At 68.9% G+C, this 23,488-nt stretch carries 27 protein-coding genes; 26 read left to right on the forward strand and 1 reads right to left on the reverse strand.

The window, feature by feature from the left end; all coding sequences use genetic code 11:
• Positions 1 to 91 precede the first annotated feature (91 nt).
• The 10 genes from secY to rplQ all read left to right on the forward strand — a co-directional run bounded on the left by secY (position 92) and on the right by rplQ (position 6,879).
• A complete protein-coding gene (gene secY, locus AB1285_RS02370; protein ID WP_187662246.1) occupies positions 92 to 1,414 on the forward strand; it encodes a preprotein translocase subunit SecY in 1,323 nt (440 codons plus the stop codon).
• Positions 1,411 to 2,055, forward strand: coding sequence for an adenylate kinase (locus AB1285_RS02375; protein WP_187662245.1), 645 nt, complete (start codon positions 1,411 to 1,413; stop codon positions 2,053 to 2,055). The genes secY and AB1285_RS02375 overlap by 4 nt, the downstream gene beginning before the upstream one ends.
• 1 nt (position 2,056) lies before the next feature.
• Positions 2,057 to 2,908: a type I methionyl aminopeptidase gene (gene map / locus AB1285_RS02380; RefSeq protein WP_370429056.1), complete on the forward strand. Its 852-nt coding sequence runs from the start codon at positions 2,057 to 2,059 to the stop codon at positions 2,906 to 2,908.
• A complete protein-coding gene (locus tag AB1285_RS02385) occupies positions 2,908 to 3,579 on the forward strand; it encodes a DsbA family protein (RefSeq protein ID WP_187662243.1) in 672 nt (223 codons plus the stop codon). The genes map and AB1285_RS02385 overlap by 1 nt, the downstream gene beginning before the upstream one ends.
• A gap of 173 nt (positions 3,580 to 3,752) precedes the next feature.
• The gene (gene infA / locus AB1285_RS02390; RefSeq protein ID WP_017201569.1) at positions 3,753 to 3,974 is read left to right on the forward strand and encodes a translation initiation factor IF-1; all 222 of its coding nucleotides are present in this window, start codon (positions 3,753 to 3,755) and stop codon (positions 3,972 to 3,974) included.
• A 64-nt stretch (positions 3,975 to 4,038) separates the two neighbouring features.
• A complete protein-coding gene (gene rpmJ, locus AB1285_RS02395) occupies positions 4,039 to 4,155 on the forward strand; it encodes a 50S ribosomal protein L36 (protein WP_005050492.1) in 117 nt (38 codons plus the stop codon).
• A 193-nt stretch (positions 4,156 to 4,348) separates the two neighbouring features.
• Positions 4,349 to 4,723, forward strand: a complete 375-nt coding sequence (rpsM, locus tag AB1285_RS02400) for a 30S ribosomal protein S13 (protein WP_187662242.1) — start codon at positions 4,349 to 4,351, stop codon at positions 4,721 to 4,723.
• A 30-nt stretch (positions 4,724 to 4,753) separates the two neighbouring features.
• Positions 4,754 to 5,152 carry a 30S ribosomal protein S11 gene (gene rpsK / locus AB1285_RS02405; RefSeq protein WP_017829189.1) on the forward strand — a complete coding sequence of 133 codons (399 nt, stop codon included), beginning with the start codon at positions 4,754 to 4,756 and terminating at the stop codon, positions 5,150 to 5,152.
• 130 nt (positions 5,153 to 5,282) lie between these two features.
• Positions 5,283 to 6,272, forward strand: coding sequence for a DNA-directed RNA polymerase subunit alpha (locus tag AB1285_RS02410; RefSeq protein ID WP_025102386.1), 990 nt, complete (start codon positions 5,283 to 5,285; stop codon positions 6,270 to 6,272).
• A 34-nt stretch (positions 6,273 to 6,306) separates the two neighbouring features.
• On the forward strand, positions 6,307 to 6,879 hold the full coding sequence (gene rplQ / locus AB1285_RS02415; protein ID WP_187662241.1) for a 50S ribosomal protein L17: 573 nt from the start codon (positions 6,307 to 6,309) through the stop codon (positions 6,877 to 6,879).
• A 55-nt stretch (positions 6,880 to 6,934) separates the two neighbouring features.
• Here rplQ and AB1285_RS02420 read toward each other — a convergent pair whose 3' ends face one another.
• Positions 6,935 to 8,155: a PAS domain-containing protein gene (locus AB1285_RS02420; protein WP_187662240.1), complete on the reverse strand. Its 1,221-nt coding sequence runs from the start codon at positions 8,153 to 8,155 to the stop codon at positions 6,935 to 6,937.
• A 160-nt stretch (positions 8,156 to 8,315) separates the two neighbouring features.
• Between AB1285_RS02420 and AB1285_RS02425 the strand changes: the two genes are divergently transcribed.
• The 16 genes from AB1285_RS02425 to AB1285_RS02500 all read left to right on the forward strand — a co-directional run bounded on the left by AB1285_RS02425 (position 8,316) and on the right by AB1285_RS02500 (position 23,471).
• Complete coding sequence (locus AB1285_RS02425) at positions 8,316 to 9,335, forward strand: Bug family tripartite tricarboxylate transporter substrate binding protein (protein WP_370429055.1); 1,020 nt, start codon at positions 8,316 to 8,318, stop codon at positions 9,333 to 9,335.
• Between the two features lies 1 nt (position 9,336).
• Positions 9,337 to 9,897, forward strand: coding sequence for a tripartite tricarboxylate transporter TctB family protein (locus AB1285_RS02430; protein WP_280564622.1), 561 nt, complete (start codon positions 9,337 to 9,339; stop codon positions 9,895 to 9,897).
• Entirely contained in the window at positions 9,897 to 11,444 is a 1,548-nt protein-coding gene (locus AB1285_RS02435; RefSeq protein ID WP_370429054.1) for a tripartite tricarboxylate transporter permease, read from the forward strand. Before AB1285_RS02430 ends, AB1285_RS02435 begins: the two co-directional genes overlap by 1 nt.
• 46 nt (positions 11,445 to 11,490) lie before the next feature.
• Positions 11,491 to 12,288 carry a sulfite exporter TauE/SafE family protein gene (locus AB1285_RS02440; RefSeq protein WP_370429053.1) on the forward strand — a complete coding sequence of 266 codons (798 nt, stop codon included), beginning with the start codon at positions 11,491 to 11,493 and terminating at the stop codon, positions 12,286 to 12,288.
• A gap of 189 nt (positions 12,289 to 12,477) precedes the next feature.
• Positions 12,478 to 13,482: an SIS domain-containing protein gene (locus AB1285_RS02445; protein WP_280564626.1), complete on the forward strand. Its 1,005-nt coding sequence runs from the start codon at positions 12,478 to 12,480 to the stop codon at positions 13,480 to 13,482.
• Positions 13,483 to 13,501: 19 nt separating this feature from the next.
• Positions 13,502 to 14,785, forward strand: a complete 1,284-nt coding sequence (locus AB1285_RS02450; protein WP_370429052.1) for an ABC transporter substrate-binding protein — start codon at positions 13,502 to 13,504, stop codon at positions 14,783 to 14,785.
• Between the two features lie 64 nt (positions 14,786 to 14,849).
• A complete protein-coding gene (locus tag AB1285_RS02455; RefSeq protein WP_187662233.1) occupies positions 14,850 to 15,731 on the forward strand; it encodes a carbohydrate ABC transporter permease in 882 nt (293 codons plus the stop codon).
• A 1-nt stretch (position 15,732) separates the two neighbouring features.
• The gene (locus AB1285_RS02460) at positions 15,733 to 16,575 is read left to right on the forward strand and encodes a carbohydrate ABC transporter permease (RefSeq protein ID WP_187662232.1); all 843 of its coding nucleotides are present in this window, start codon (positions 15,733 to 15,735) and stop codon (positions 16,573 to 16,575) included.
• The gene (locus AB1285_RS02465; RefSeq protein ID WP_363446736.1) at positions 16,572 to 17,486 is read left to right on the forward strand and encodes a PfkB family carbohydrate kinase; all 915 of its coding nucleotides are present in this window, start codon (positions 16,572 to 16,574) and stop codon (positions 17,484 to 17,486) included. Before AB1285_RS02460 ends, AB1285_RS02465 begins: the two co-directional genes overlap by 4 nt.
• A 14-nt stretch (positions 17,487 to 17,500) precedes the next feature.
• Positions 17,501 to 18,238 (forward strand): GntR family transcriptional regulator, encoded by a 738-nt coding sequence (locus tag AB1285_RS02470; RefSeq protein WP_025102374.1) that lies wholly within the window; start codon positions 17,501 to 17,503, stop codon positions 18,236 to 18,238.
• A 91-nt stretch (positions 18,239 to 18,329) separates the two neighbouring features.
• A complete protein-coding gene (locus tag AB1285_RS02475; protein ID WP_259954427.1) occupies positions 18,330 to 18,785 on the forward strand; it encodes a MaoC family dehydratase N-terminal domain-containing protein in 456 nt (151 codons plus the stop codon).
• Positions 18,782 to 19,186 carry a MaoC/PaaZ C-terminal domain-containing protein gene (locus AB1285_RS02480; RefSeq protein ID WP_062632840.1) on the forward strand — a complete coding sequence of 135 codons (405 nt, stop codon included), beginning with the start codon at positions 18,782 to 18,784 and terminating at the stop codon, positions 19,184 to 19,186. The genes AB1285_RS02475 and AB1285_RS02480 overlap by 4 nt, the downstream gene beginning before the upstream one ends.
• The gene (locus AB1285_RS02485) at positions 19,183 to 20,313 is read left to right on the forward strand and encodes a UDP-N-acetylmuramate dehydrogenase (RefSeq protein WP_187662229.1); all 1,131 of its coding nucleotides are present in this window, start codon (positions 19,183 to 19,185) and stop codon (positions 20,311 to 20,313) included. Before AB1285_RS02480 ends, AB1285_RS02485 begins: the two co-directional genes overlap by 4 nt.
• A 14-nt stretch (positions 20,314 to 20,327) precedes the next feature.
• Entirely contained in the window at positions 20,328 to 21,020 is a 693-nt protein-coding gene (locus AB1285_RS02490; protein WP_429977419.1) for a FadR/GntR family transcriptional regulator, read from the forward strand.
• Positions 21,021 to 21,156: 136 nt separating this feature from the next.
• Positions 21,157 to 22,584 (forward strand): four-carbon acid sugar kinase family protein, encoded by a 1,428-nt coding sequence (locus tag AB1285_RS02495; protein ID WP_370429051.1) that lies wholly within the window; start codon positions 21,157 to 21,159, stop codon positions 22,582 to 22,584.
• Positions 22,581 to 23,471 (forward strand): NAD(P)-dependent oxidoreductase, encoded by an 891-nt coding sequence (locus AB1285_RS02500; RefSeq protein WP_268776667.1) that lies wholly within the window; start codon positions 22,581 to 22,583, stop codon positions 23,469 to 23,471. The genes AB1285_RS02495 and AB1285_RS02500 overlap by 4 nt, the downstream gene beginning before the upstream one ends.
• Positions 23,472 to 23,488: the final 17 nt, after the last annotated feature.

A 23,488-nucleotide genomic window follows, 5' to 3' on the forward strand; every position in this document is an offset into this window, starting at 1 on the left:
GACCGCACGCATTCCCCCGGCCTCGGAGTGGGTTACCCTGGTGTTTCAGCCGCCCCTCGGGGGTTCGGCCACCTTTTCAGGAGGAACGTTCTTGTTTAGCGCCATCGCGCGGATCTTCCGCACGCCCGACCTGCGTCGGAAGATCGGTTTCACTCTCGCGATCATCGCGATCTACCGCCTCGGCTCGAACGTCCCCGCGCCGTTCGTCAACTTCCCGAACGTCGAGCAGTGTCTCGCGGCCAACGCCGGCACCGAGGGTCTGCTCGGACTCGTCAACCTCTTCTCCGGAGGCGCGCTGCTGCAGCTGTCGATCTTCGCGCTCGGCGTCATGCCGTACATCACCGCGACGATCATCACCCAGCTCCTGCGCGTCGTCATCCCGCACTTCGAGGCGCTGCACAAGGAAGGCCAGGCCGGGCAGGCCAAGCTGACCCAGTACACGCGGTACCTCACGATTGCCCTCGCGCTCCTGCAGTCCACGACGCTCGTCACCGTGGCCCGCACCGGCCAGCTCTTCGGTACGACCGACATCGGCGCGTGCACCCAGCTCCTCACGAACGACGTCTGGTGGGCGCAGGTGCTCATCATCATGGCGATGACGGCCGGTACCGGTCTGATCATGTGGTTCGCCGAACTCGTCACCGAGCGCGGCATCGGCAACGGCATGTCGCTGCTGATCTTCACCTCGATCGCCGCGACGTTCCCCGGCGCGATGTCGATCATCTGGCAGACCCGGGGCTTCGAGGTCTTCCTCCTCGTGCTGCTCGTCGGCATCATCGTGATGGGACTCGTGGTGTTCGTCGAGCAGTCGCAGCGGCGCATCCCCGTGCAGTACGCGAAGCGCATGGTGGGCCGTCGCACCTACGGCGGCACGAACACGTACATCCCGATCAAGGTGAACATGGCCGGTGTGATCCCCGTCATCTTCGCCTCGTCGCTGCTGTACATCCCCGCGCTCATCGCCCAGTTCAACACCCCGCAGGACGGCTCCACCCCGCCCGCGTGGGTCAGCTGGGTCAGCGCGAACTTCACCACCGGCAACAGCCCGATCTACATGGCGGCATACTTCCTGCTGATCATCGGGTTCACCTACTTCTACGTCGCGATCACGTTCAACCCGGTCGAGGTCGCCGACAACATGAAGAAGTACGGCGGCTTCATCCCCGGGATCCGGGCCGGCCGTCCGACCGCGGAGTACCTGGATTACGTGCTCACCCGCATCACGCTCCCCGGTTCCCTCTACCTGGGCCTGATCGCCCTGATCCCGCTCATCGCGCTCGCGACGGTCGGTGCCAACCAGAACTTCCCGTTCGGTGGCGCGTCGATCCTCATCATCGTCGGCGTGGGTCTCGAGACGGTCAAGCAGATCGACGCCCAGCTGCAGCAGCGACACTACGAAGGACTTCTCCGATGACAGTGCCCCACCTGGTCCCTGAGCCCGTCGAAGGGCACCGACCCACTGCCCGTTTGCTCATCGTCGGCCCCCAGGGTTCCGGCAAGGGCACCCAGGGTGTGCGCATCGCCGAGTCCTACGGCATCCCCGTCGTCTCGACCGGCGACATCTTCCGCGCGAACATCAAGGAGGGGACGCCGCTCGGCCAGCAGGTCACCGCGATCCTCGACAAGGGCGACCTGGTGCCGGACGAGCTGACCAGCGAGATCGTGCGCGACCGGCTGAGCCAGGAGGACGCGGAGAACGGCTTCCTCCTCGACGGCTACCCCCGCAACACCGCGCAGGTGGCGCACCTCGATGCGTTCCTCGAAGGACGCGGCGAGGCGCTGGACGCGGTGATCCTCCTCGACGTCCCGCGGGAGGAGAGCATCGCCCGCCTCGCCCTTCGCGCCGCGGAGCAGGGGCGTTCCGACGACACCGACGAGGCCATCGCGCACCGACTCGACATCTACGAGAAGGAGACGGCGCCGATCATCGAGGTCTACAGCAGCCGGGGCATCGTCGACCGCATCGACGGTGTGGGCTCGCTCGAGGAGATCACGGAGCGCATCGCCGCCGCTCTGGCCGCTCGCGGGCTGCGTTCCCCCGCCTCCGCCGCCTGAGATGTTCCGCCGCTCGATCTACAAGACCCCGGCTCAGCTACGAGCCATGGTCGAACCCGGCCTCATCACCGCCGAGGCCCTGGACGCCGTCCGCGCCCTCATCAAGCCGGGGGTGAAGACGATCGAGCTCGACGCCGCCGCGAACCGCGCCATCCTGCAGCGGGGTGCGGAGTCGAACTTCCAGCTCGTCAAGGGCTATCACCACACGATCTGCGTCTCGGTCAACGAGCAGGTCGTGCACGGCATCCCGGGGGAGCGGGTCCTCCAGCCCGGCGACATCGTCTCGGTCGACTGCGGAGCCCAGTTCGAGGGCTGGAACGGTGACAGCGCGATCACCGTCGTCGTCCCGGACCCCGAACACCCTGAGCTCGTGGCCCGCCGTGAGGAGCTCTCGCGTGTGACGGAGGGGTCGATGTGGGCGGGGATCGCCGCGATGGCCTCGGCGTCCTCGATCGACGAGATCGGCGCCGCGATCCAGGACTACATCGAGGCGCAGGGGCCGTCCGCCGTGAGCGGCGAGCCCTACGGCATCCTCCGCGAGTACGTCGGTCACGGCATCGGTCGGAAGATGCACGAGGCGCCCAGCGTCTTCAACTACCGGACGCCGGACCGCGGCGCGGACGTGAAGCCCGGTCTCGTGCTCGCCATCGAGCCGATGGTCACCGCCGGGGGTGAGGCGACGTTCGTGGAGGACGACGACTGGACGGTCACCACGGTCGACGGCACCGACGGCTCACATTGGGAACATAGCGTCGCCCTGCATGATGGGGGCATCTGGGTGCTCACCGCGCCCGATGGTGGAAGAGCCGGACTCGCCCCGTTCGGGATCGAGCCTCGAGAGATCGGAAAGTAATGGCAGCGGCGAAGAGCAACACCAACTGGTTCGCGATCGGCGTCTCCATCGCCGTCGTCGTGGTCCTGGTGGCCCTCGGCGGACTCGTGGTGTTCCTCAACAACCAGGCGACGTCTCCCGGCGCCACCCCGTCCGCCAGCGACAACTTCGACGCCGAGGCCGGCTCCGTCTCCATGGGCGACGGAGACACGACCGTGTCGGTCTTCCTCGACTTCCAGTGCCCGGTCTGCAAGTCCTTCGAGGACCAGTTCGGTGCGGCGCTCGAGGCGAAGGCCCAGAGCGGGGAGATCACGCTCGAGCAGCACCCCATCGCGATCCTCGACCGCTTCTCGCAGGGCACCGAGTTCTCCTCCCGTTCGGCCGGCGCGGCGTTCTGCGTCGCCGAGTCGGACTCCGACCTGTACTTCGACTACGCCAAGGTCCTGTTCGAGAACCAGCCGGCGGAGAACACCCCCGGCCTGACGAACGAACAGCTCGCCGAGTTCGCCACGCAGGTCGGCGCGGGCGACGACGTCGTGTCCTGCATCACGGACGAGACGTACCGCAAGTTCGGCGCCGCACAGGCGAAGAGCAACGACATCCAGGGCACGCCGACCGTCGAGATCGACGGAGAGCGCCTCGACCTGCAGAACCAGGAAGACATGAAGCGGTTCACCGACCTGCTCGGCTGACACCCGCCCATCCGCTCGACGCCCCGTCCGGCCAAGTTGCCGGATGGGGCGTCGTCGGATAACATAGATCTTTGGTGCCTTGTGCCATGCGTTCGGCGTGTCCGATCCGGCCCGGTACCGCACACCACCCACCCACCGCAGATCGACCGATCTGCAGAAGCGTCAGCGAGGCTATGGCTAAGAAAGACGGTGTCATCGAGATCGAGGGAGTGATCTCCGAGGCTCTCCCCAACGCGATGTTCCGCGTTGAGCTCAGCAACGGACACAAGGTCCTGGCAACGATCTCCGGAAAGATGCGGCAGAACTACATCCGCATCATCCCCGAGGACCGTGTGGTCGTGGAGCTCAGCCCCTACGACCTGACACGCGGCCGCATCGTCTACCGCTACCGCTGATCGGTCGAGAAGTAACACCCCAGGCTTCGCGCCTGCCCGGTGAAGACAGCGAACAGGAAACATCATGAAGGTCAACCCCAGCGTCAAGCCGATCTGCGACCACTGCAAGGTGATCCGCCGCCACGGCCGCGTCATGGTGATCTGCAAGAGCAACCCGCGTCACAAGCAGCGCCAGGGCTGAGCGCCCCCGCTGCGTGAGCGCCGCTCTCGCAATCTCATAACTCAATACGAAACGGCAGGATCAGACGCTTCGATCCTTCGACAGGCTCAGGAACCCAGGTTCCCGCCTGTCGGACGACGCGGAGCTGACACCTCGGGGCGGAGGCCCGGGCACCGATCCTGCTCCACACCTCCACAACACCCAGGAGAACCGCATGGCACGTCTTGCCGGCGTTGACATCCCGCGCGACAAGCGCGTGGTGATCGCCCTTACCTACATCTACGGCGTCGGCCGTACCCGCTCGGTTGAGATCCTCAAGGCGACCGACATCGACGAGAGCATCCGCGTGAAGGACCTCAGCGACGACCAGCTCGTCGCCCTCCGCGACTACATCGAAGGCAACTACAAGGTGGAGGGTGACCTGCGCCGCGAGGTCGCCGCAGACATCCGCCGCAAGGTCGAGATCGGCTCCTACGAGGGCATCCGCCACCGTCGTGGTCTCCCGGTCCGCGGTCAGCGCACCAAGACCAACGCCCGTACCCGCAAGGGCCCGAAGCGCACCGTCGCCGGCAAGAAGAAGGCCCGCTAAGCAGCGGCCAGGGACTAGGAGAACACTTTCATGGCTGCACCCAAGGCCGCCGCGCGCAAGCCGCGCCGCAAGGAAAAGAAGAACATCGCGCTGGGCCAGGCCCACATCAAGTCGACGTTCAACAACACCATCGTTTCGATCACCGACCCGTCCGGCGCCGTCATCGCCTGGGCCTCGTCGGGTGGCGTGGGCTTCAAGGGCTCCCGCAAGTCGACCCCGTACGCCGCCGGCATGGCAGCGGAGTCCGCTGCCCGCCAGGCTGCGGAGCACGGCGTGAAGAAGGTCGACGTCCTCGTGAAGGGTCCGGGCTCCGGCCGCGAGACCGCGATCCGCTCGCTGCAGGCCGCCGGCCTCGAGGTGGGTTCGATCCAGGACGTCACCCCGCAGGCGCACAACGGCTGCCGCCCGCCGAAGCGCCGCCGCGTCTGATGCGTGTGCCGAGCCGCTCGTCCTTCGGGTCGAGCGGCTCGGCGCCCCGCGTGGGGCATCGACTTCCACAACTCAAGACCTCACCCCACCACATGTCATATAGCGGGCATGTGATCGAAAGGAACACAGAGTGCTTATTGCACAGCGTCCCACACTGACCGAGGAAAAGATCGTCGAGAACCGGAGCCGGTTCATCATCGAGCCTCTGGAGCCCGGCTTCGGCTACACGATCGGCAACGCGCTGCGCCGCAGCCTGCTGTCGTCGATCCCCGGTGCCGCTGTCACCAGCGTCCGCATCGACGGTGTGCTGCACGAGTTCAGCACGATCCCCGGCGTGAAGGAGGATGTCACCGAGATCATCCTCAACATCAAGCAGCTGGTCGTCTCCAGCGAGCGCGACGAGCCCATCACCGCGTACCTCCGCAAGACCGGTGCCGGTGAAGTGACCGCCGCCGACATCTCGGCTCCGGCCGGTGTCGAGGTGCACAACCCCGAGCTCGTCATCGCGACGCTGAACGACACCGCCAAGTTCGAGCTCGAGCTCACCATCGAGCGCGGCCGTGGCTACGTCTCCGCAACGCAGAACCGCAACGAGTACGCCGAGGCCGGTCAGATCCCGATCGACTCGATCTACTCGCCCGTGCTCAAGGTCAGCTACCGCGTCGACGCCACCCGTGCCGGTGAGCGCACCGACTTCGACAAGCTCATCCTCGACGTCGAGACCAAGTCGGCGATCAGCCCGCGCGACGCCGTCGCCTCGGCTGCCAAGACGCTCACCGAGCTGTTCGGTCTCGCCCGCGAGCTGAACGTCGAGGCCGAGGGCATCGAGATCGGCCCGGCGCCGGTGGAGGCTGTGAACTCCAGCGAGCTGTCGATGCCGATCGAGGACCTCGACCTGTCGGTCCGCTCGTACAACTGCCTGAAGCGTGAGGGCATCAACACCGTTTCTGAGCTCGTCGCCCTGTCGGAGACGCAGCTCATGAACATCCGCAATTTCGGCCAGAAGTCGGTCGACGAGGTGCGCGACAAGCTCATCTCGCTCGGTCTGTCGCTCAAGGATTCGGTGCCCGGTTTCGACGGCGCCCACTTCTACGGCGGCAGCGAAGACGAGTCCTTCTGATACCCGACCCTTTCTGACCAGGAGTTAGACGATTATGCCCAAGCCCACCAAGGGTCCCCGCCTCGGAGGCGGCCCCGCCCACGAGCGCCTGCTGCTTGCCAACCTCGCCGCTGCGCTGTACACCCACAAGTCGATCAAGACGACCGAGACGAAGGCCAAGCGCCTGCGTCCGCTCGCCGAGCGCCTCATCACCTTCGCCAAGCGCGGCGACCTGCACGCCCGCCGTCGCGTGCTGTCGGTCATCGGTGACAAGGAAGTCGTGCACGTCCTGTTCAACGAGATCGCTCCGCTCGTCGCGGACCGCGAGGGTGGCTACACGCGCATCACCAAGGTCGGCAACCGCAAGGGCGACAACGCTCCCATGGCCGTGATCGAGCTCGTCCTCGAGCCCGTCACCCCGAAGGCGAAGTCGACCAAGAAGGCCGCCGCGGCTCCGAAGGACGAGAAGCCCGCCGCCGAGGAGGCTCCCGCCGAGGAGACCGTCGAGGCTCCCGCGGACGAGACCCCTGCCGACGACACGGCTGCCGAGGCCGGCGCCGAGTCGCAGGCCGAGGGCGAGGCCGCTGAGGCCGCCGCCGAGGACGCTGTCGAGAAGAAGTCCGAGTAAGGACCTCTCTCCCCACGAAGCCCGCCGCCCCTTCCGGGGTGGCGGGCTTCGTCGTTCATCGAGGGGCGGTGATCCGGTAGCGTGCCCCCGGCCGTCCCTTCGTGGAGTAGTCCAGCGAGCGCACCGCCTGTCCGGTCGCCGCGAGGTGCTCCAGGTAGCGGCGGGCACTGACGCGGGAGATGGCCAGGTCGTCGCCGATCTCGGTCGCCGAGGCGTCGGGCCGGGCCGCGAGGGCCGCAGAGACCCGCTCCAGCGTCTCCGCGCTCAGACCCTTCGGGAGGCCGTAGCGCTCCCGGAAGGCGATGATGGCGTCGGCCGCCTCGACCCGGCGAACGACGTCGTGCAGCTCGGTGTGGTCGCGGAGCAGGAGCGTCGCCCCCACATCGGCGGAGCCGTTCCCGGACGCCGTGCTCCGGGCGACGAGCACATGCGAGCCGACGATCACGGGGCGTCCCGCGGCCTCGCCCTCGCGGAGCACCGTGGCGAGCTCGGTGCCGAGGACCTCGTCCGCGGCAGCGCCGTCGAGGTCGGCGGCATCGCGACCGAGGAATCGTGCGGCCGCGTCGTTGACCAGGGTGATCCGCCCGGCCCCGTCCACCGTCACGACGCCTTCGCTCAGCCCGTGCAGGGTCGTCTCCTGGTTCTTGACGAGCGCCGCGATCTGGTGCGGCTCGAGACGGTAGATGCGGCGACGGATGAACGACGTCACCCACGCGGCGCCGAAGACCCCGAGCACCGCCGCAGCGAGCATGGCGGAGATGAGTCCCACGAGGTTGCTGGTGAACTCCTCGTTCAGCTCCGACTCCAGGATGCCGACCGAGGCTGTGCCGATCACCGCGCCGTCCTCGTCGCGGATGGGCACCTTCACCCGCCACGACGTCCCGAGCGTGCCGGTCTGCGTGCCCACGAAGATCTCCCCGCCCAGCGGGATCGACGGGTCGGTGGACACCCGCTCCCCGATGCGGTCGGTGTTCGGATGCGAGTATCGGATGCCCTCGTCGTTGGCGACCACCACGTAGGCGAGGTCGGAGGCCTCGCGGATGACCTCGGCGACCGGCTGGATGGCGGCGGCCGGATCCTCGTCGTCGAACGCATCGAGGACGACGGGGAGTGCGGCGACGGACTGGGCGACCGCCTGCATGCGGTCCTTGTAGGCCTCGCGGAGCGCGTTCTCCTGGAACGCTCCGGCGGCGATGCCGGTGCCGAGGGTCACCAGGAACACGATCAGCGCCTGCAGCGCGAGCAGCTGCACGCGGAGCGTCATCTTCGAGGCCACGGGTCCATTCTCCCGGCTGGGTTCCCGGGCCGCGAGCCGCCGGCAGAGGTGTTCGCGACCAATAGTTACGGAACGCGACCAATGGTTTCCGAAGGTTGAGCGTGCGCATCTGCGCCTCGACAGTGGACGGATTGCATCCGAACGCTCAAGGAGGAGCGCCATGAATCATGCCCGCACCGGGACTCTCGCCGCGGCCGTCGCCGCGACCGCCCTCGTCCTCACCTCGTGCTCGACGACCGACGGCGGAGCCGCCGGCTCGGACGGCGGCGATGAGGCGGTCGCCATCACCGACGTGAACATCGTCGTCCCCGCCGACCCGGGCGGAGGGTGGGACCAGACGGGCCGGGCCCTGTCGCAGCTGCTCACGCAGGAGGACATCGTCGGCTCGGCGCCCGTCACCAACGTCGGCGGCGCGGGCGGCACGGTCGGCCTCGCACAGCTCGCCAACGAGAAGGACCCGGCCACGCTCATGGTCATGGGCCTCGTGATGGTGGGAGCGGTGGAGACCAACGCCTCCGCCGTGCGCATCGAGGACATGACACCGATCGCCCGGCTCACGGATGAACCGCTCGTCGTGGTCGTGCCCGCCGACTCGGAGTACGACACTCTGGAAGACCTCGTCGAGGATGTCGTGGACAAGGGCCAGGAGGTCACGATCACCGGCGGTTCCGCGGGAGGAGCCGATCACATCCTCGCCGGGCTGCTGCTCGAGGAGGCAGGGCTCGACGGCGCGGAGATCGCCGAGAAGCTGAACTACACGCCCAACTCGGGCGGCGGCGAGGCGACGTCGCTGATCCTCGGCGGCAAGGTCTCGGCGGGCATCTCCGGTGTCGGCGAGTTCCTGCAGCACATCGAGGCCGGGACCATGAAGGCCCTCGCCGTCTCGTCGGAGGAGCCGGTCACACAGCTGCCGGACGTCGACACGATCACCGACTCCGGATACGACGTCGTGCTCACCAACTGGCGCGGTGTGATCGCCCCGGGCGGGATCAGCGACGCCGAGCGCGCGGAGCTCGAGCGCCTCGTCACCGAGCTGGAGGCGTCCGACGCGTGGAAGGACGAGCTGGAGACGCGGGGGTGGGCGGACGCGTTCCTCACGGGCGCGGAGTTCGACGAGTTCCTGGACGGCAACATCGCCGAGGTCACCACGACGCTGCAGAACATCGGGCTGGTCGGCTGAGATGACGACCGGGTCTTCCGGACCCGGCGAGGAGGTGCGGACCGACGCCCGTCGGTCCGCACGCCTCGTCGCGTCCCTCCCGCGGGGGGAGCTCGTCTTCGCCCTGCTCATGGTGGCCCTCGGCGTGTTCGCGTTCGCCGGGGTCTTCACCATCCATGTGCCCGCAGGCGGCCAGGTGGGGCCCACGGTCTTCCCGCTGTTCGTCTCCGTGCTGCTGCTCGGTTCGTCGCTCGCCGTCGTCGTGAGCATCTTCCGCGGACACCGCGGTGTGCCGGAGGACGGAGAGGACGTCGATCAGAGCCTCCCGACCGACTGGCTGACGCTCGTGAAGATCGTGGCGCTGGTGGTCGCGCACCTGCTCCTCATCGAACCGCTCGGCTGGGCACCCGCCGCGGCCCTGCTGTTCGGCGGCGTCGCCTGGGCGCTCGGCGCGCGGCGCTGGTGGATGGCGCTCCTCATCGGCGCGATCATCGCGCTGGTCGTGCAGGTCGTGTTCGGCGGTCTGCTCGGGCTGTCGCTCCCGTGGGGACCGGCGCTCGGCTGGCTGGGAAGGATGTTCTGATGGACAGCTGGAGTCTGCTCCTCGAGGGGTTCGCGACCGCGCTGCAGCCCCAATACCTCGTCTTCGCCTTCTTCGGCGTGCTGATCGGCACCGCCGTGGGCGTCCTCCCGGGCATCGGGCCGGCGATGACCGTCGCCCTGCTCCTGCCGCTCACCTACACGCTGGAACCGGCCGCCGCCCTGATCACCTTCGCCGGGATCTACTACGGCGGAATGTACGGCGGGTCGACCACGAGCATCCTCCTGAACACGCCGGGGGAGTCGTCGTCGATCGTGACGGCGATCGAGGGCAACAAGATGGCCAAGCTCGGTCGCGGTGCGGCAGCCCTCGCCACCGCCGCGCTCGGGTCGTTCGTCGCGGGCACCCTGGCGACCGTCGGCCTGACGCTGCTCGCCCCGGTACTCGCGCAGTTCGCCGTGAACCTCGGGCCGGCCGACTACGTGGCTCTCATCGTCGTGGCCTTCGTGACGGTCGGCGCGCTCATGGGCTCCTCCGTCTCGCGGGGCCTGCTGTCTCTCGGCGTCGGCCTGTTCCTCGGCCTCGTCGGCACCGACTGGCTCTCGGGGCAGCAGCGGTACACCCTCGGCCTGCTTTCGCTGGCCGACGGCATCGACGTGGTGCTCGTGGCGGTCGGGCTCTTCGCCGTCGGCGAGACGCTCTACGTCGCGGCCCGGCTGCGTCACGGCACGATCGACGTGATCCCCGTCTCCCGTGGGTGGCGCAGCTGGATGACGAAGGACGACTGGCGTCGGTCGTGGAAGCCCTGGCTCCGCGGCACCGCCATCGGCTTCCCGATCGGCACGATCCCGGCCGGCGGGGCCGACGTGGCGACCTTCCTGTCCTACGCCGCCGAGCGCAAGCTCTCGCGCCGTAAGGACGAGTTCGGCCGCGGGGCCATCGAGGGTGTCGCGGGCCCGGAGTCGGCGAACAACGCGGCCGCCGCGGGCGTGCTCGTGCCGCTGCTGACGCTGGGCCTGCCGACGACGGCGACGGCGGCGATCATCCTCACCGCGTTCCAGACCTACGGCCTGCAGCCCGGGCCGCAGCTGTTCACCGGACAGGCGGACCTCGTCTGGGCGCTGGTGGCGAGCCTCTACATCGGCAACGTGATCCTGCTCGTGCTGAATCTGCCCCTGGTGGGCATGTGGGTGAAGCTCCTGCAGATCCCGCGGCCGTACCTGTACGCCGGCATCCTCCTGTTCGCCGCCTTCGGGGCGTACGCGCTGAACTTCGCGGTCGTCGACATCCTCATCCTGCTCATCATCGGCGTCCTGGGCTACTTCCTGCGGCGGTACGGATTCCCGGTGGCGCCGCTGGTGGTGGGCATGATCCTGGGGCCGATGGGGGAGGAGCAGCTCCGTCGTGCGCTGCAGCTCAGCCAGGGCGACCTGACGACGCTCATCGCGCAGCCGTTCTCCGCGGTCGCCTACGTCATCCTCGCGCTGCTCATCGCCGGCGGGCTGTGGCTGCGGCGCCGGCAGCGACGCTACGAGCAGGCGCTCACGGAGTCCATCGCGGTGCCCGTCACAGCGGACTCGGAGGTCTGACCCGGCACGATTCGAGCGGGGGAGAGGCCGGGAGTAGGCTGATCCGGTGAACGATGCGACGGTCCTGGAACGCGGGCCTCGCGCCTACGCGGCATTCATCGGCATCGGCCTCCTCGCCGGCCTCCTCTCCGGTCTCTTCGGCGTCGGCGGCGGCACGGTCATCGTCCCGCTGCTGGTGCTCCTGCTCGCGTTCGACCAGCGGCTGGCAGCCGGAACCTCGCTGGCGGCGATCGTCCCGACGGCGACCGTCGGCGTCATCTCCTACGCCGCATCGGGCTCCGTCGCCTGGATCCCGGCGCTGATCCTCGCCGCCGGGGCCGTGGTCGGCGCGCAGATCGGCACCCGCCTGCTCCCGCGGATCTCGCAGACCGCCCTCCGCTGGGGCTTCGTCGGCTTCCTCGTCGTCGTGATCGTGAGCCTCTTCCTCGTGATCCCGTCGCGCGACGCCGTCTTCGAGCTCACCTGGCTGACCGGGATCGCCCTGGTGGTCGTCGGAATCGGCACCGGCGTCCTGGCCGGCCTCATCGGCGTCGGCGGCGGCGTCATCGTCGTCCCGGTGCTCATGCTCGCGTTCGGGACGAGCGACCTCGTCGCGAAGGGCACCTCGCTGCTCATGATGATCCCGACGGCTCTCTCCGGCACAGTCGGCAACCTCCGCAACCGCAACGTCGACCTCCTGGCCGCACTTCTCATCGGCGTCTCGGCGTGCACCACCACGGCCCTCGGCGCGTGGCTGGCGACCATCGTCGACCCGACCGTCGGGAACCTCCTCTTCGCCGCGTATCTCATGGTGATCGCCGTGCAGATGGCCCTCAAGGCCATCCGCGGCCGCCGGCGCGGCTGATCCCGCGGCGCCGGACACCCGGTGTGCGCCGCCGGAAGAAGCGCGCGAGGCCCGCTCTTTCGGTGACTCCGGCGAACGATTTTCGCCGTACCTCTTTACAGGCGTCTTCGTGCTCGCTATCGTCAGTCATCACATGACGTTATATAACGAGTCATGATGTTTGATCGAAGGTCATCAGAAGGGACCATCTTGTCTGCCACCGCTCTGTTCGTCGACTCCGCCGCTATCGAGAACCAGCTCGCTGCGGCCCGCCAGGCGATCGCGACCCGGGACACCATCTCGCGCGTCGTGCTCACCGCCTGCGGCGGCTCCTTTGCCGTCATGCAGCCCATCGAGTACCTGTTCGGCACCAAGGCGGTGTCGCTCGAGGCGACCGCGCTCAATGCGGCCGAGTTCACCAGCCGCGCCTCGTCGCGCGTCGACGCCGACACCCTCGTCCTGCTCTGCTCGCACTCCGGAACCACGCCGGAGACGGTGGCCGCGGCGAAGCACGCACGCGAGCGCGGTGCGCTCACGGTCGCCTTCACGTTCGACCCGACGTCGCCGCTCGCCGAGGCATCGGAGCACGTGGTGGCGTATCAGCACGGCGAGGGGAAGAGCGAGGCCCACGTCGGTCCCGCGCTGCTGCTGCGCCTGGCGGCCGGCATTCTGGACGACCGCGAACAGGCCGGCATCGCCGGCGCAGTCGACGAGGCCGTCGCCCAGCTGCCGGCCCTCGTGCCGGCAGCGCGCGAAGCGCACTCCGCTGCCGCCGATGCCTGGGGGTACCGCCACCGTCGCGCGCCCCTGATCTACACGATGGCGGCAGGCTCCAACTACGGCTCCGCCTACTCGTTCGCCATCTGCCTGCTGCAGGAGATGCAGTGGGTGCACTCCGCCGCCATCCATGCCGGCGAGTACTTCCACGGCCCCTTCGAGATCACCGAGGAGGACGTGCCGTTCATCGCCCTCCTCGGACTCGACGAGACGCGGGCCGTCGAGCAGCGAGCGGTGGACTTCGTCACGAAGCACTCGGATCGGGTGCTCGTCCTCGACGCCCAGGAGTTCGGCCTGGACGTCGTCGCTCCGGAGGTGCGCGGCGTCTTCGCCCACCTCCTCTTCAACGTCGTGCTCCGCGCGTACGCGGATGCACTCGCCGACCACCGAGGACACCCCCTCAGCGTGCGCCGCTACATGTGGCGCATGGAGTACTAGGAACGAAAGGATCGCAACGATGCGAACATCAGCCCGGATCGGCCTGGCGGCTGCGGCCGCCGCAGCCCTCGTCCTACCCCTGGCCTCGTGCGCCGGAGGCGAGAGCGAGGCGTCGGACGGCCAGGTGGAGATCAGCTTCTTCCACCGCTGGCCCAACGAGCCGAAGAACTCGTACTACAACGACATGGTGGCGGAGTTCGAGAAGGAGAACCCCGACATCAAGGTCTCCGTCGAGAGCGTGCTCAACGACGCCTACAAGGACAAGGTGAAGGTCGTCGCGGGCTCCGCCAATGCTCCTGACGTCCTGTTCACCTGGAGCGGTTCGTTCGTGGACGAGCTCGTCTCCAATGACGCTCTGCTCGACCTCGGGCCGTGGCTCGAGGAGGACGCGGACTTCCGGGACAGCTTCTACCCGAGTCAGCTGGAGGCCTTCGAGGTCGACGGCACCTCCTACGGCCTGCCGGTGGGGATGCAGTCGAAGCTGTTCTTCTACAACAGGGACGTCTTCGAGGAGCTGGGACTCGAGGCGCCGGCGACGTGGGACGAGTTTATCGACGTCCTGGAGACGATCCAGGACGCCGGTATGACCCCGATCGAGTACGGTGCGCAGGAGCAGTGGACGATCGCGCACTACGTCGGCACGCTGAATCAGCGTGTCGTCGATCCGGAGGTGTTCGCAGCGGATCAGGATCCGGCGACCGGCGAGTTCACGGACGAGGGATATGTCCGGGCACTGGAGCGCTTCCAGGAACTCGCCGAGTACATGAACGACGACCTCACGGCCGTCGGGCATGAGATCGCGCGCAACGCCTGGATCGCGGGGGAGGCGCCGATCATGTACATGCAGAGCGCCGAGGTGGGGTACTTCGGCGACGCGCAGTTCGAGTACGGCACGTTCAACTTCCCCGCCGTCACGGGTGGCAAGGGTGATCCGGCGGAACTGACCGGAGCGCCGGAGGGCTTCGCGATCTCGAAGACCACGGAGCATCCCGAGGAGGCCCAGCGGTTCCTCGAGTTCCTGCTCAGCAAGCAGAGCGGTATCGCCTACGCGGAACGAGCGGGCGAGCTGAGCCCGGTCAAGGGGGCCGTGGAAGAGGCGGATGTGCCCGAGATCTCACGGGAGCTCGCCCAGGGGATCGTCGGCGCCTCGGCGATGACGACCTGGCTCGACAACGCCTACGATCCGCAGATCGTGCAGGCGTATCTGTCCGAGACCCAGCTGATGCTCAGCGGCCAGCAGACCCCCGAGGGGGTCATGGCCGCCGTGCAGGAAGCGGCGAAGCGCGTGCGCGACGCCTCCTGATCCGCACCGGGGCTGCCGGCACCCGTGGCCGGCAGCCCCTCCCACCTTCGGAAGAGACACCGTGATGAGAACACGCTCCCGAGCCTGGTCGAACCTGCTCTACGTGCTTCCCGCGATCATCCTGATCGGGGTGTTCGTGTACTACCCGCTGGTCGCCAATGCGGCCTTCGGCTTCTTCTCCTTCAGCGCCGGCAGCGGGGAGATGCGCTTCGTCGGCCTCGACAACTTCGCGCGGCTCTTCGGCGATCCGATCATCGCGACGGCCCTGGGCAACAACATCCTGTACGCGGTCGTCTCGATCGTCTGCCAGGTGGGTGGCTCCCTCGTGATCGCCGCCTGGCTGACCCGGCTGCTCGGACCGCGCATGGGCGCGTTCCTGCGCAGCGTGTACTTCCTTCCCGCCGTGATCTCGATGACCGTGATCGCGCTGCTGTTCACGTTCGTGTACAACGCCCGCGGCGGACTCCTCAACGCTCTGCTGGAGGCGATCGGACTCGGCAGCCTGCAGACGGCGTGGCTGGCTGATGTCGACACGGCGATGGGAGCGGTCATCGGCGTCTCCCAGTGGCAGAGCATCGGCTACGTCTGCATGCTCTACGTCGTCGCACTGCAGCAGATCCCGGAGGAATACTACGAAGCCGCGTCGCTGGACGGCGCCGGACGGGTTCGCCAGTTCTTCAGCATCACCGTCCCGCAGGCCAAGGAGATGATCTTCGTCGCGATGATCCTCACCGTCTCCGGCGCTTTCACGGTGTTCAACGAGCCTTACATCCTGACCAAGGGCGGTCCGGGAAACACCACCCAGGTCCTCGCGACCTATATGTACAACCAGGGTTTCTTCCAGAACGAGATGGGCTACGCCTCAGCCATCGCGAGCCTGATCTTCGTGATCACCCTCGTGCTGTCCGTCGTGCAGATGGTCTCGTTCCGAAGCGGGAGGCAATGACATGAGCAGTACCCGGCTTCGTCCAGCGGAACGTGTCCGCCGTGCCCCGGTCCAGGTGATCCTGGCCGTCTACGCCGTCGTGATCGCCTACCCCCTGCTCTGGATGGTGATCTCCTCTTTCAAATCCTCGTCCGAGATCTTCGCCGATCCGTGGGGCCTGCCGTCGGTCTGGCTCGTCCAGAACTACGCCGCCGCCTGGGACCGCGGGATCTCCGACTACTTCGTCAACTCCGTCATCGTCACGATCATCTCCACCGTCGCGACCGTCGCGATCGCGGCCCTGTGCGCCTACGGCATGGTGAGGCTGTCGAGCCGGGTCGCGAACATCGTGCTGATCGTGGCGATGGGCGGGCTGGTGGTGGCGCCCCAGGTGAGCCTCATCCCGCTCTACCGGCTTCTCGACACGATGGGGCTGCTGAACACGTACTGGGCGATGATCCTCCCTTACGTGGCCTTCCGTCTGCCCATGGCGATCCTGCTGATCCGTTCGGTGTTCCTCGGCATCCCCCGTGAGCTCGAGGACGCGGCGACCATCGACGGCTGCCGCTCGTTCGGAGTCTTCCGGCACGTCTACCTGCCGTTGAGCGCGTCCGTGCTGACGACCGCTGCCGTCCTCACCGGTTACTTCGCCTGGAACGAGTTCCTGTTCGCGATCGTCTACATCGACGCCGATGCGCTGCGCACCATCCCCGCGGGACTGATGTCGTTCCGCGACTCGCTCTCCACCGAGTGGGGTGTGCTCCTGGCAGGATTGACCATCGCGGCCCTGCCCATCGTGGTCGTGTTCCTCGCGCTGCAGCGGTACTTCGTCGCCGGAGTCGCGGCGGGGAGTGTGAAGGGATGACGATGGATACGGGTCAGCTCAGGGACGCACTCGCCGCGGTGCCGCCCCCCTCGCTCGTCGGCGTCGGGGACAACGTGCTCGACTGCTATCTGCATGAGGACCTGGCCTATCCCGGGGGTAACGCACTGAACGTCGCCGCGTACAGCAGGCTCTTCTTCGGCGGCACCGCCGGATTCGTCGGGATCATGGGGGACGACCGCTTCGCAGAACACGTGCGGGGCGTCCTCGACGAGATCGGAGTGGACGGCGCCCGCGTCAGACGCGTGCGCGGCGCGAACGGCATGGCTTTCGTCGCGCTGGACGAGGACGGCGACCGGCGCTTCGTCGCCTCGAATCGCGGGGGAGTCCAGGCCGAGCTGAGGCTGCGGCTGAGCGAGGCCGATCATGAATACCTCTCCGGCTTCGACCGGGTGCACACCTCGGTCTATTCGTCGTTGGAGCCGGAGCTCCCGGCCATCGCGGAACGGGGGAGCCGCGTGTCGTACGACTATTCCGACGACGCGTCGCCGGACGTGATCCGGGCGACCGCTCCGCACGTCGACGTGGGGTTCTTCTCGGGAGGGGACCGCAGCGATTCCGAGATCGACGACCTCGGCCGCTTCGCCGTGGCCTGCGGCATGGGATCGGCCGTGGTGACGCGGGGTGCCCGCGGCTCCGTGGGCTTCGACGCCACTTCCGTGCGGCGCACCGGTATCCGGGAGGTCGACGCCGTCGATGCGCTCGGGGCCGGGGACGCCTTCCTCACCGGGTTCCTCGCGGCACGGGCGGGTGGGGCCGATCTCGCCGGATGCCTCGATGTGGCCGCCGTCAGCGGAGCGCTCGCCTGCACGTTGCGCGGGGCGTTCGGATACCCTGTGCATGCGGGGGACGACGCACGCGCGCAGATGCTGCGGCGATACCCGGCGACGTAGAGGAGGGCTCCGACGTGACTCAGCTGTCGTCCGCCGTCGGCTCGACCCCGCTGCACGAGCAGGTGCGAAGCCTGCTGATGCGGGAGATCGACGCCGGGACCTATGCCGAAGGCGAACGGCTTCCGTCCGAACCCGAGTTGTGTGAGCGCTTCGGCGTCAGCCGCATCACCGTGCGGCGGGCGGTGGCCGATCTGGAAGGACTCGGCATCGTGCGCCGACAGCAGGGCCGCGGGACCTTCGTCGCTCCGCGACGCGAGGTGATCGGTGCCATGACCCTGGGTGGCTTCGCAGACACCGTGGTGGCGGACGGGGTCAAATCCCGACGGATCATGCGCGCCGAGACGACCCCCGCCGACGAGAAGCGCGCCCGGCGCCTCGGCGTCCCGGTCGGCGACCCGGTCTTCCGGTTGGTACGCGTCTTCGCTCTCGACGGCATCCCCCTCTCCATCGACGACAGCCGGTATTCACTGACGCGCTTCCCTGATTTCGACCGGCACATCGACCACGACACCTCCACATATCAGGTGCTTCGCGACGTGTACGGCGTGGAGTTCTCGGAGATGTACCGGGAGATCGACGTCGGCTTCACCACCGCCCAGACCGCGGAGTGGCTGGCCCGCCCGGAGCACGATCCGCTCATCGTCGTCCGCAAGCGCGCGCTGGACCGGGCCGGCGAGGTCGTTCACACCTCACGGGTGAAGGTCGTTCCGAGTCGGATGACGTTGAACATGGTGGTCCGCTCCCAGGGGTGAGGCCCGCCGGTCCCCGCGATGTGGCATATCATCCGGGTTTCGGACGGCCCGCGCACGGCGGGCCGTCGGCGGGCCTCGGTAGGATCGACGGGTGGCAGTGAACCAAGAACTCGTCGGCCGGGAGTTCCCGCCGACCGCCCCCTACCTCGTCGGGCGGGAGAAGGTGCGCGAGTTCGCGCGCGCCGTCTTCGCCGACGCCCCCCAGCACACCGACGTCGAGGCCGCCCGTACAGCCGGCTTCGCCGACGTCGTCGCGCCGCCGACCTTCGCGATGGTCCTGCAGGACCTCACGCTCCAGCAGCTGCTGGCCGAGCCGGACTCCGGCATCGTGCTGGCGCGCACGATCCACGCGGAGCAGCGATTCCGCTACACCAGGCCGATCGTCGCGGGAGACGAGCTGACGGCGCAGCTGCGCGTCACCGGCATCCGCATGATGGGCGGGAACGCCATGATCACGAGCGAGGCCGAGATCACCGACGAAGCGGGCGCGCACGTGGTGACCGCCACCAGCGTCCTGCTCGTCGGCGCCGAGGAGGAGACCGCATGAGCGCGTTCACCGTGGGAGACGTGCTCGCCGAGCGCACCGTGCACCTGACGAGGGAGTCGCTCGTCCGCTACGCCGGAGCCTCCGGCGACTTCAACCCGATCCACTACCGCGACGACGTCGCCGCCGCGGTGGGCCTTCCCGGCGTGCTCGCGCACGGCATGCTGACCATGGGCATCGCCTCGTCGGTGGTCGTGGCCGCGCTCGACCCGCAGACCCGGATCCTCGATTACGGCGTGCGCTTCACGAAGCCGGTGGTGGTCGACCCCGAGACCGGCGCCGATGTGCACGTCGTCGCGACGGTCGGCGCCGTGGACGAGGAGTCCGCGCGCATCGACCTCAAGGTCACGACCGGCGACACCACCGTGCTCGTCAAGGCGCAGCTGCGCGTCGCCGTCCGATGAGCGAGGTCGAGCCGATCCGCCTGGCCGAGCTCACCACGCTCCGCACCGGCGCTGCGCCTGCGCACATGCGCGAGGCGACGACGACGGCGGAGCTCGTCTCGGTCCTCCGCGAGACCTGGGCGGAGGGCGACCCCTGGCTGGTGCTCGGAGGGGGCTCGAACCTCTTCGTCGGCGACGAGCCGTTCGAGGGCACCGTCATCCGCATCCGGACCCGGGGCGTCGAGGAGCTCCCGTCGCCGCATCCCGGTCGCGTCCGTCTGCGTGTGCAGGCCGGACACAGCTGGGACGACCTGGTGTCGTACGCGGTCGAGCGCGGGTACGCCGGGCTGGAGGCGATGAGCGGCATCCCCGGCACGGTCGGCGCGTCACCCGTGCAGAACATCGGCGCCTACGGCCAGGAGATCCAGGAGACCCTCGTCGAGGTCGAGCTGATCGATGAGGGCTCCGACGAGATCTCCACCGTGCCGGCGACGGAGCTCGGGCTCGGATTCCGCACCTCGGTGCTCAAGCATCACCACGGCAGCGAGCCGCAGCGTCGTGCCGTGATCCTGTCCGTCACGGTCGATCTGCTGGTCGCCCGCGAGCGCGTGGTGCGCGGGGAGCAGCTGCGTCGCGCCCTCGGCCTGACCGACGACACCCCGGTGCCGCTGACCTGGGTGCGCGAGCGCATCCTCGCCACCCGCGCATCGAAGGGCATGCTGCTCGATGCGGACGACCCGGACACGCATGGCGTCGGCTCCTTCTTCCAGAACGCGATCGTCACGGCCGCTCAGGCCCGGTCCCTCCCGCCGGAGTGCCCGCGGTGGCCGGTGGCCCCCGACCTCGACGCGGTCACCGTCATCCCCCTCGCCTCGTACGACGGGCACGTGCCGCCGACGAAGACCGAGGCCCCCGACGTGAAGGTGAGCGCCGCCTGGCTCATCGAGCAGGCGGGCATCCGCAAGGGGTTCAAGCTGCCCCGCTCGCGGGCGTCCGTCTCGACCAAGCACGCCCTGGCGCTCACCAACCGGGGTGGTGCCACGGCGGCCGAGGTCGCCGAGCTCGCCCGTTTCATCCAGAACCGCGTGCACGCCGAGTTCGGCCTCGTGCTGCAGCCGGAGCCCGTGCTGGTGGGCGTCGACCTGTGACGAAGGTCGAGCGGGTGTCGCGGACGCAGGCGGTCGTGGACGGACTGCTCGACGCCATCATCGCGGGCCGGCTCGAGGCCGGGCAGCCGCTGCCTCCCGAGGGGGAGCTGGCGGAGCAGTTCGGGGTCTCCCGTCTCACGATGCGCGAGGGTGTCCGTCTCCTGCAGGCGCAGGGCGTGATCGTCGCCGTTCCGGGCACCCGGCACCGCATCGCGCCGACCGACGAGTGGACGGGCCTCGACGCGGTCGTCCGGCACGCCCAGAGCGCGGGCGCTCGTGAGCGCTCGTCGCTGGAGATGCTCGAGATGCGCATGATGTTCGAGACCGGAGCAGCGGAGTTCGCGGCGGGTCGGCGCACCGAGGAGCACCTCGCCGAGATGGCCGCACTCCTCGAGGAGATGCAGGCGGCCCACGAGCGGGCCGACGTGGATGCGTTCGTCGCGGCGGACCTCGCCTTCCACGACGTGATCATCCGCGCGGCGGAGAACCGCATCCTCGTCGCCTCGATGCGTCCCCTCACGACGATGCTCCAGGCGACCCGCAGTGAGACGAGCGCCATCCCGGAGATCCGCGAGCACGCGCTGGCCGAGCATGCGGCGGTGCTGGAGGCGATGCGAACCGGCTCCGGCGCGGCCGCTCGTCAGGCCATGCGCAGTCACATGCGCCAGACCCGCGACGACCTGCTGCACTTCGTCCACGGTCGCTGATCCGCGCGCTCCCCGTCGGTTTGGAGCCGCGATGATCGTGAGGTACGCTCGTCGTTATCTGATATCGGATAACGATGCAGATTCCCCTGGTCTGTGGCCCCCACCACGGACCATCTCCCGGAACGAAGGAGTTCGTGTGCACATCGACGCCCTGCTGGCCCCCCTGCCTGCACCTGTCGCCGTCACCGCCGCCGACGTCCGTGCAGAGGTCGATCCCACGGATGTGCTGGTCGTCCTGGACGACGACCCCACCGGCACGCAGTCGGTCGCGAACCTCCCCGTCCTCACCCGGTGGGAGCGTGCCGACCTGGACGAGGCGCTCGCCACCGGCGCCGCCGCGGTATACGTGCTCACGAACACCCGGTCGCTCGACGAAGACGCCGCGGCCATCCGCAACCGCGAGATCGTCGACGTGGCTCTCGCCGCCGCCGAGGCCCAGGGGCGGCGCGTCACGTTCGTCTCGCGCGGCGACTCGACGCTGCGCGGGCACTTCCCGCTCGAGACCGACGTCCTCTCCGCGGAGATCGGCTCCCGCTCCGGTCGCGCCCCCGCGCTGACCCTGCTCGTCCCCGCCTTCCCCGACGCCGGCCGGATCACGGTCGACTCCGTGCACTACTGGGTGACCGACGGCGAGGCGACCCCGGTGGGCGAGACCCCCTTCGCGGCCGACGCGACCTTCGGCTACGCGTCCTCAGACCTGCGCGAATGGGTCGCCGAGAAGACGGGTGGCCGCATCCCGGCGTCCGCGGTCGCGGGCCTCGACATCCGCACCATCCGCGCGGGCGTGGACGCCGTGGCCGGCTTCCTCGCAACCCTGACCGACGGCACGGTCGTCGCGGTCGACGTGGTCGAGGAATCCGATATGCGCGTCGTCGCTCTGGCGCTGCACCGCCTGCGGGACCGCGACGTGCTCCTCCGGGTCGGCCCGCCCTACGTGCGTGCGCACATCGGGCAGGAGATCGCCGATCCGGTACGCGCGGAGGACATCCCCTTCGCGCACGACCGCGGCGGCCTCGTGGTCGTCGGCAGCCACGTGCCGCTCACCACCGCCCAGCTCGAGGCCCTCACGGCAGCTCGACCGAACACCCGCACGATCGAGCTCGACGTGCGCGCCCTCATCGGCCCCGAGCGCGAGACCCACCTCGAGACGCAGGCGCACGCGGTCGCCGACGCCCTCGCCACGGGTACCGTGATCGTGCACACCACCCGCGAACTCGTCACCGGCGCCGACGGCGACGAGAGCCTCGCGATCGCCCGCCGCATCTCCAGCGGAGTGGTCGACCTCGTGCGTCGAGTGCTCGCCATCGCGCCGCCCCGCTTCGTCATCGCGAAGGGCGGCATCACGTCGAGCGACGTCGCCAGTGAAGCGCTCGAGATCCGCCGGGCCACCGTGCTCGGCCCCATGCTGCCCGGCCTCGTGTCGCTGTGGCAGCCGGAGACCGGCCCCGCGGTCGGCATCCCGTACGTCGTGTTCGCCGGCAACGTCGGCGACGCGGACTCCCTCGTCACCGTCGTCGCCACTCTCGCAGGCGACGATGGACACAACCCGGAAGGACACTCATGACATCCACCGTCGCTGTCATCGGACTCGGCGCCATGGGGCTGCCGATGGCCACCCGCCTCGCCGAGCGCTTCGCCGTGCGCGGCTTCGACATCGCCGCCGAACGCATCGCTCTCGCGGCGGAGGCGGGCGTGACGCCGGCATCGTCCGCAGCCGACGCCGTGGACGGTGCGGACGCGGTGCTCGTCGCCGTCCGGACCGGTGCGCAGCTCGAGGCGCTGCTCTTCGGTGAGGACGGGCTCGCCCCGCACCTCGCCGAGGGTGCGGTCGTGATCCTCACCAGCACGGTGGGGACGGACGGCATCGACGCGATCGCCACCCAGCTCGCCGCGCACGGTGCGCAGCTCGTGGACGCCCCGCTCTCCGGCGGTCCGGTCCGGGCGGGGGAGGGCGACCTCCTCATCGTCGTCGGCGCCACCCCGAGCGCTCTGGAGACGGCGCGCCCGGTGCTCGACCAGCTCGCCTCCACGCTGTCCATCGTCGGCGACAAGCCCGGCGACGGCCAGGCGCTGAAGACCGTCAACCAGCTCCTCTGCGGCGTGCACATCGCCGCGGCCGCGGAGGCGCTCGCCCTCGCGGACGCCCTCGGCCTGGACCGCGCCCGCACACTCGACGCGCTGACCGCCGGTGCCGCCAACTCCTTCATGCTCGGCAACCGCGGCCCGCGCGCCCTGCAGGCGTACGACGAGGACGGCGCGGAGGTGCTCAGCCGCCTCGACATCTTCGTCAAGGACCTCGGCATCGTCGGCGACGCCGCGCGCCGTGCGCACCTGTCCACGCCGGTCGCCGCCGCGGCCGAGCAGCTGTTCCTCCTCGGCGAAGCGCAGGGCCTCGGCGCCCTGGACGACTCCGCCGTCATCCGCGTCGTCGCACCCGAACGACTGTCCTGAGCGCGACGTCGCGCCCT

Source organism: Microbacterium sp. NRRL B-14842 (genome assembly GCF_050470785.1).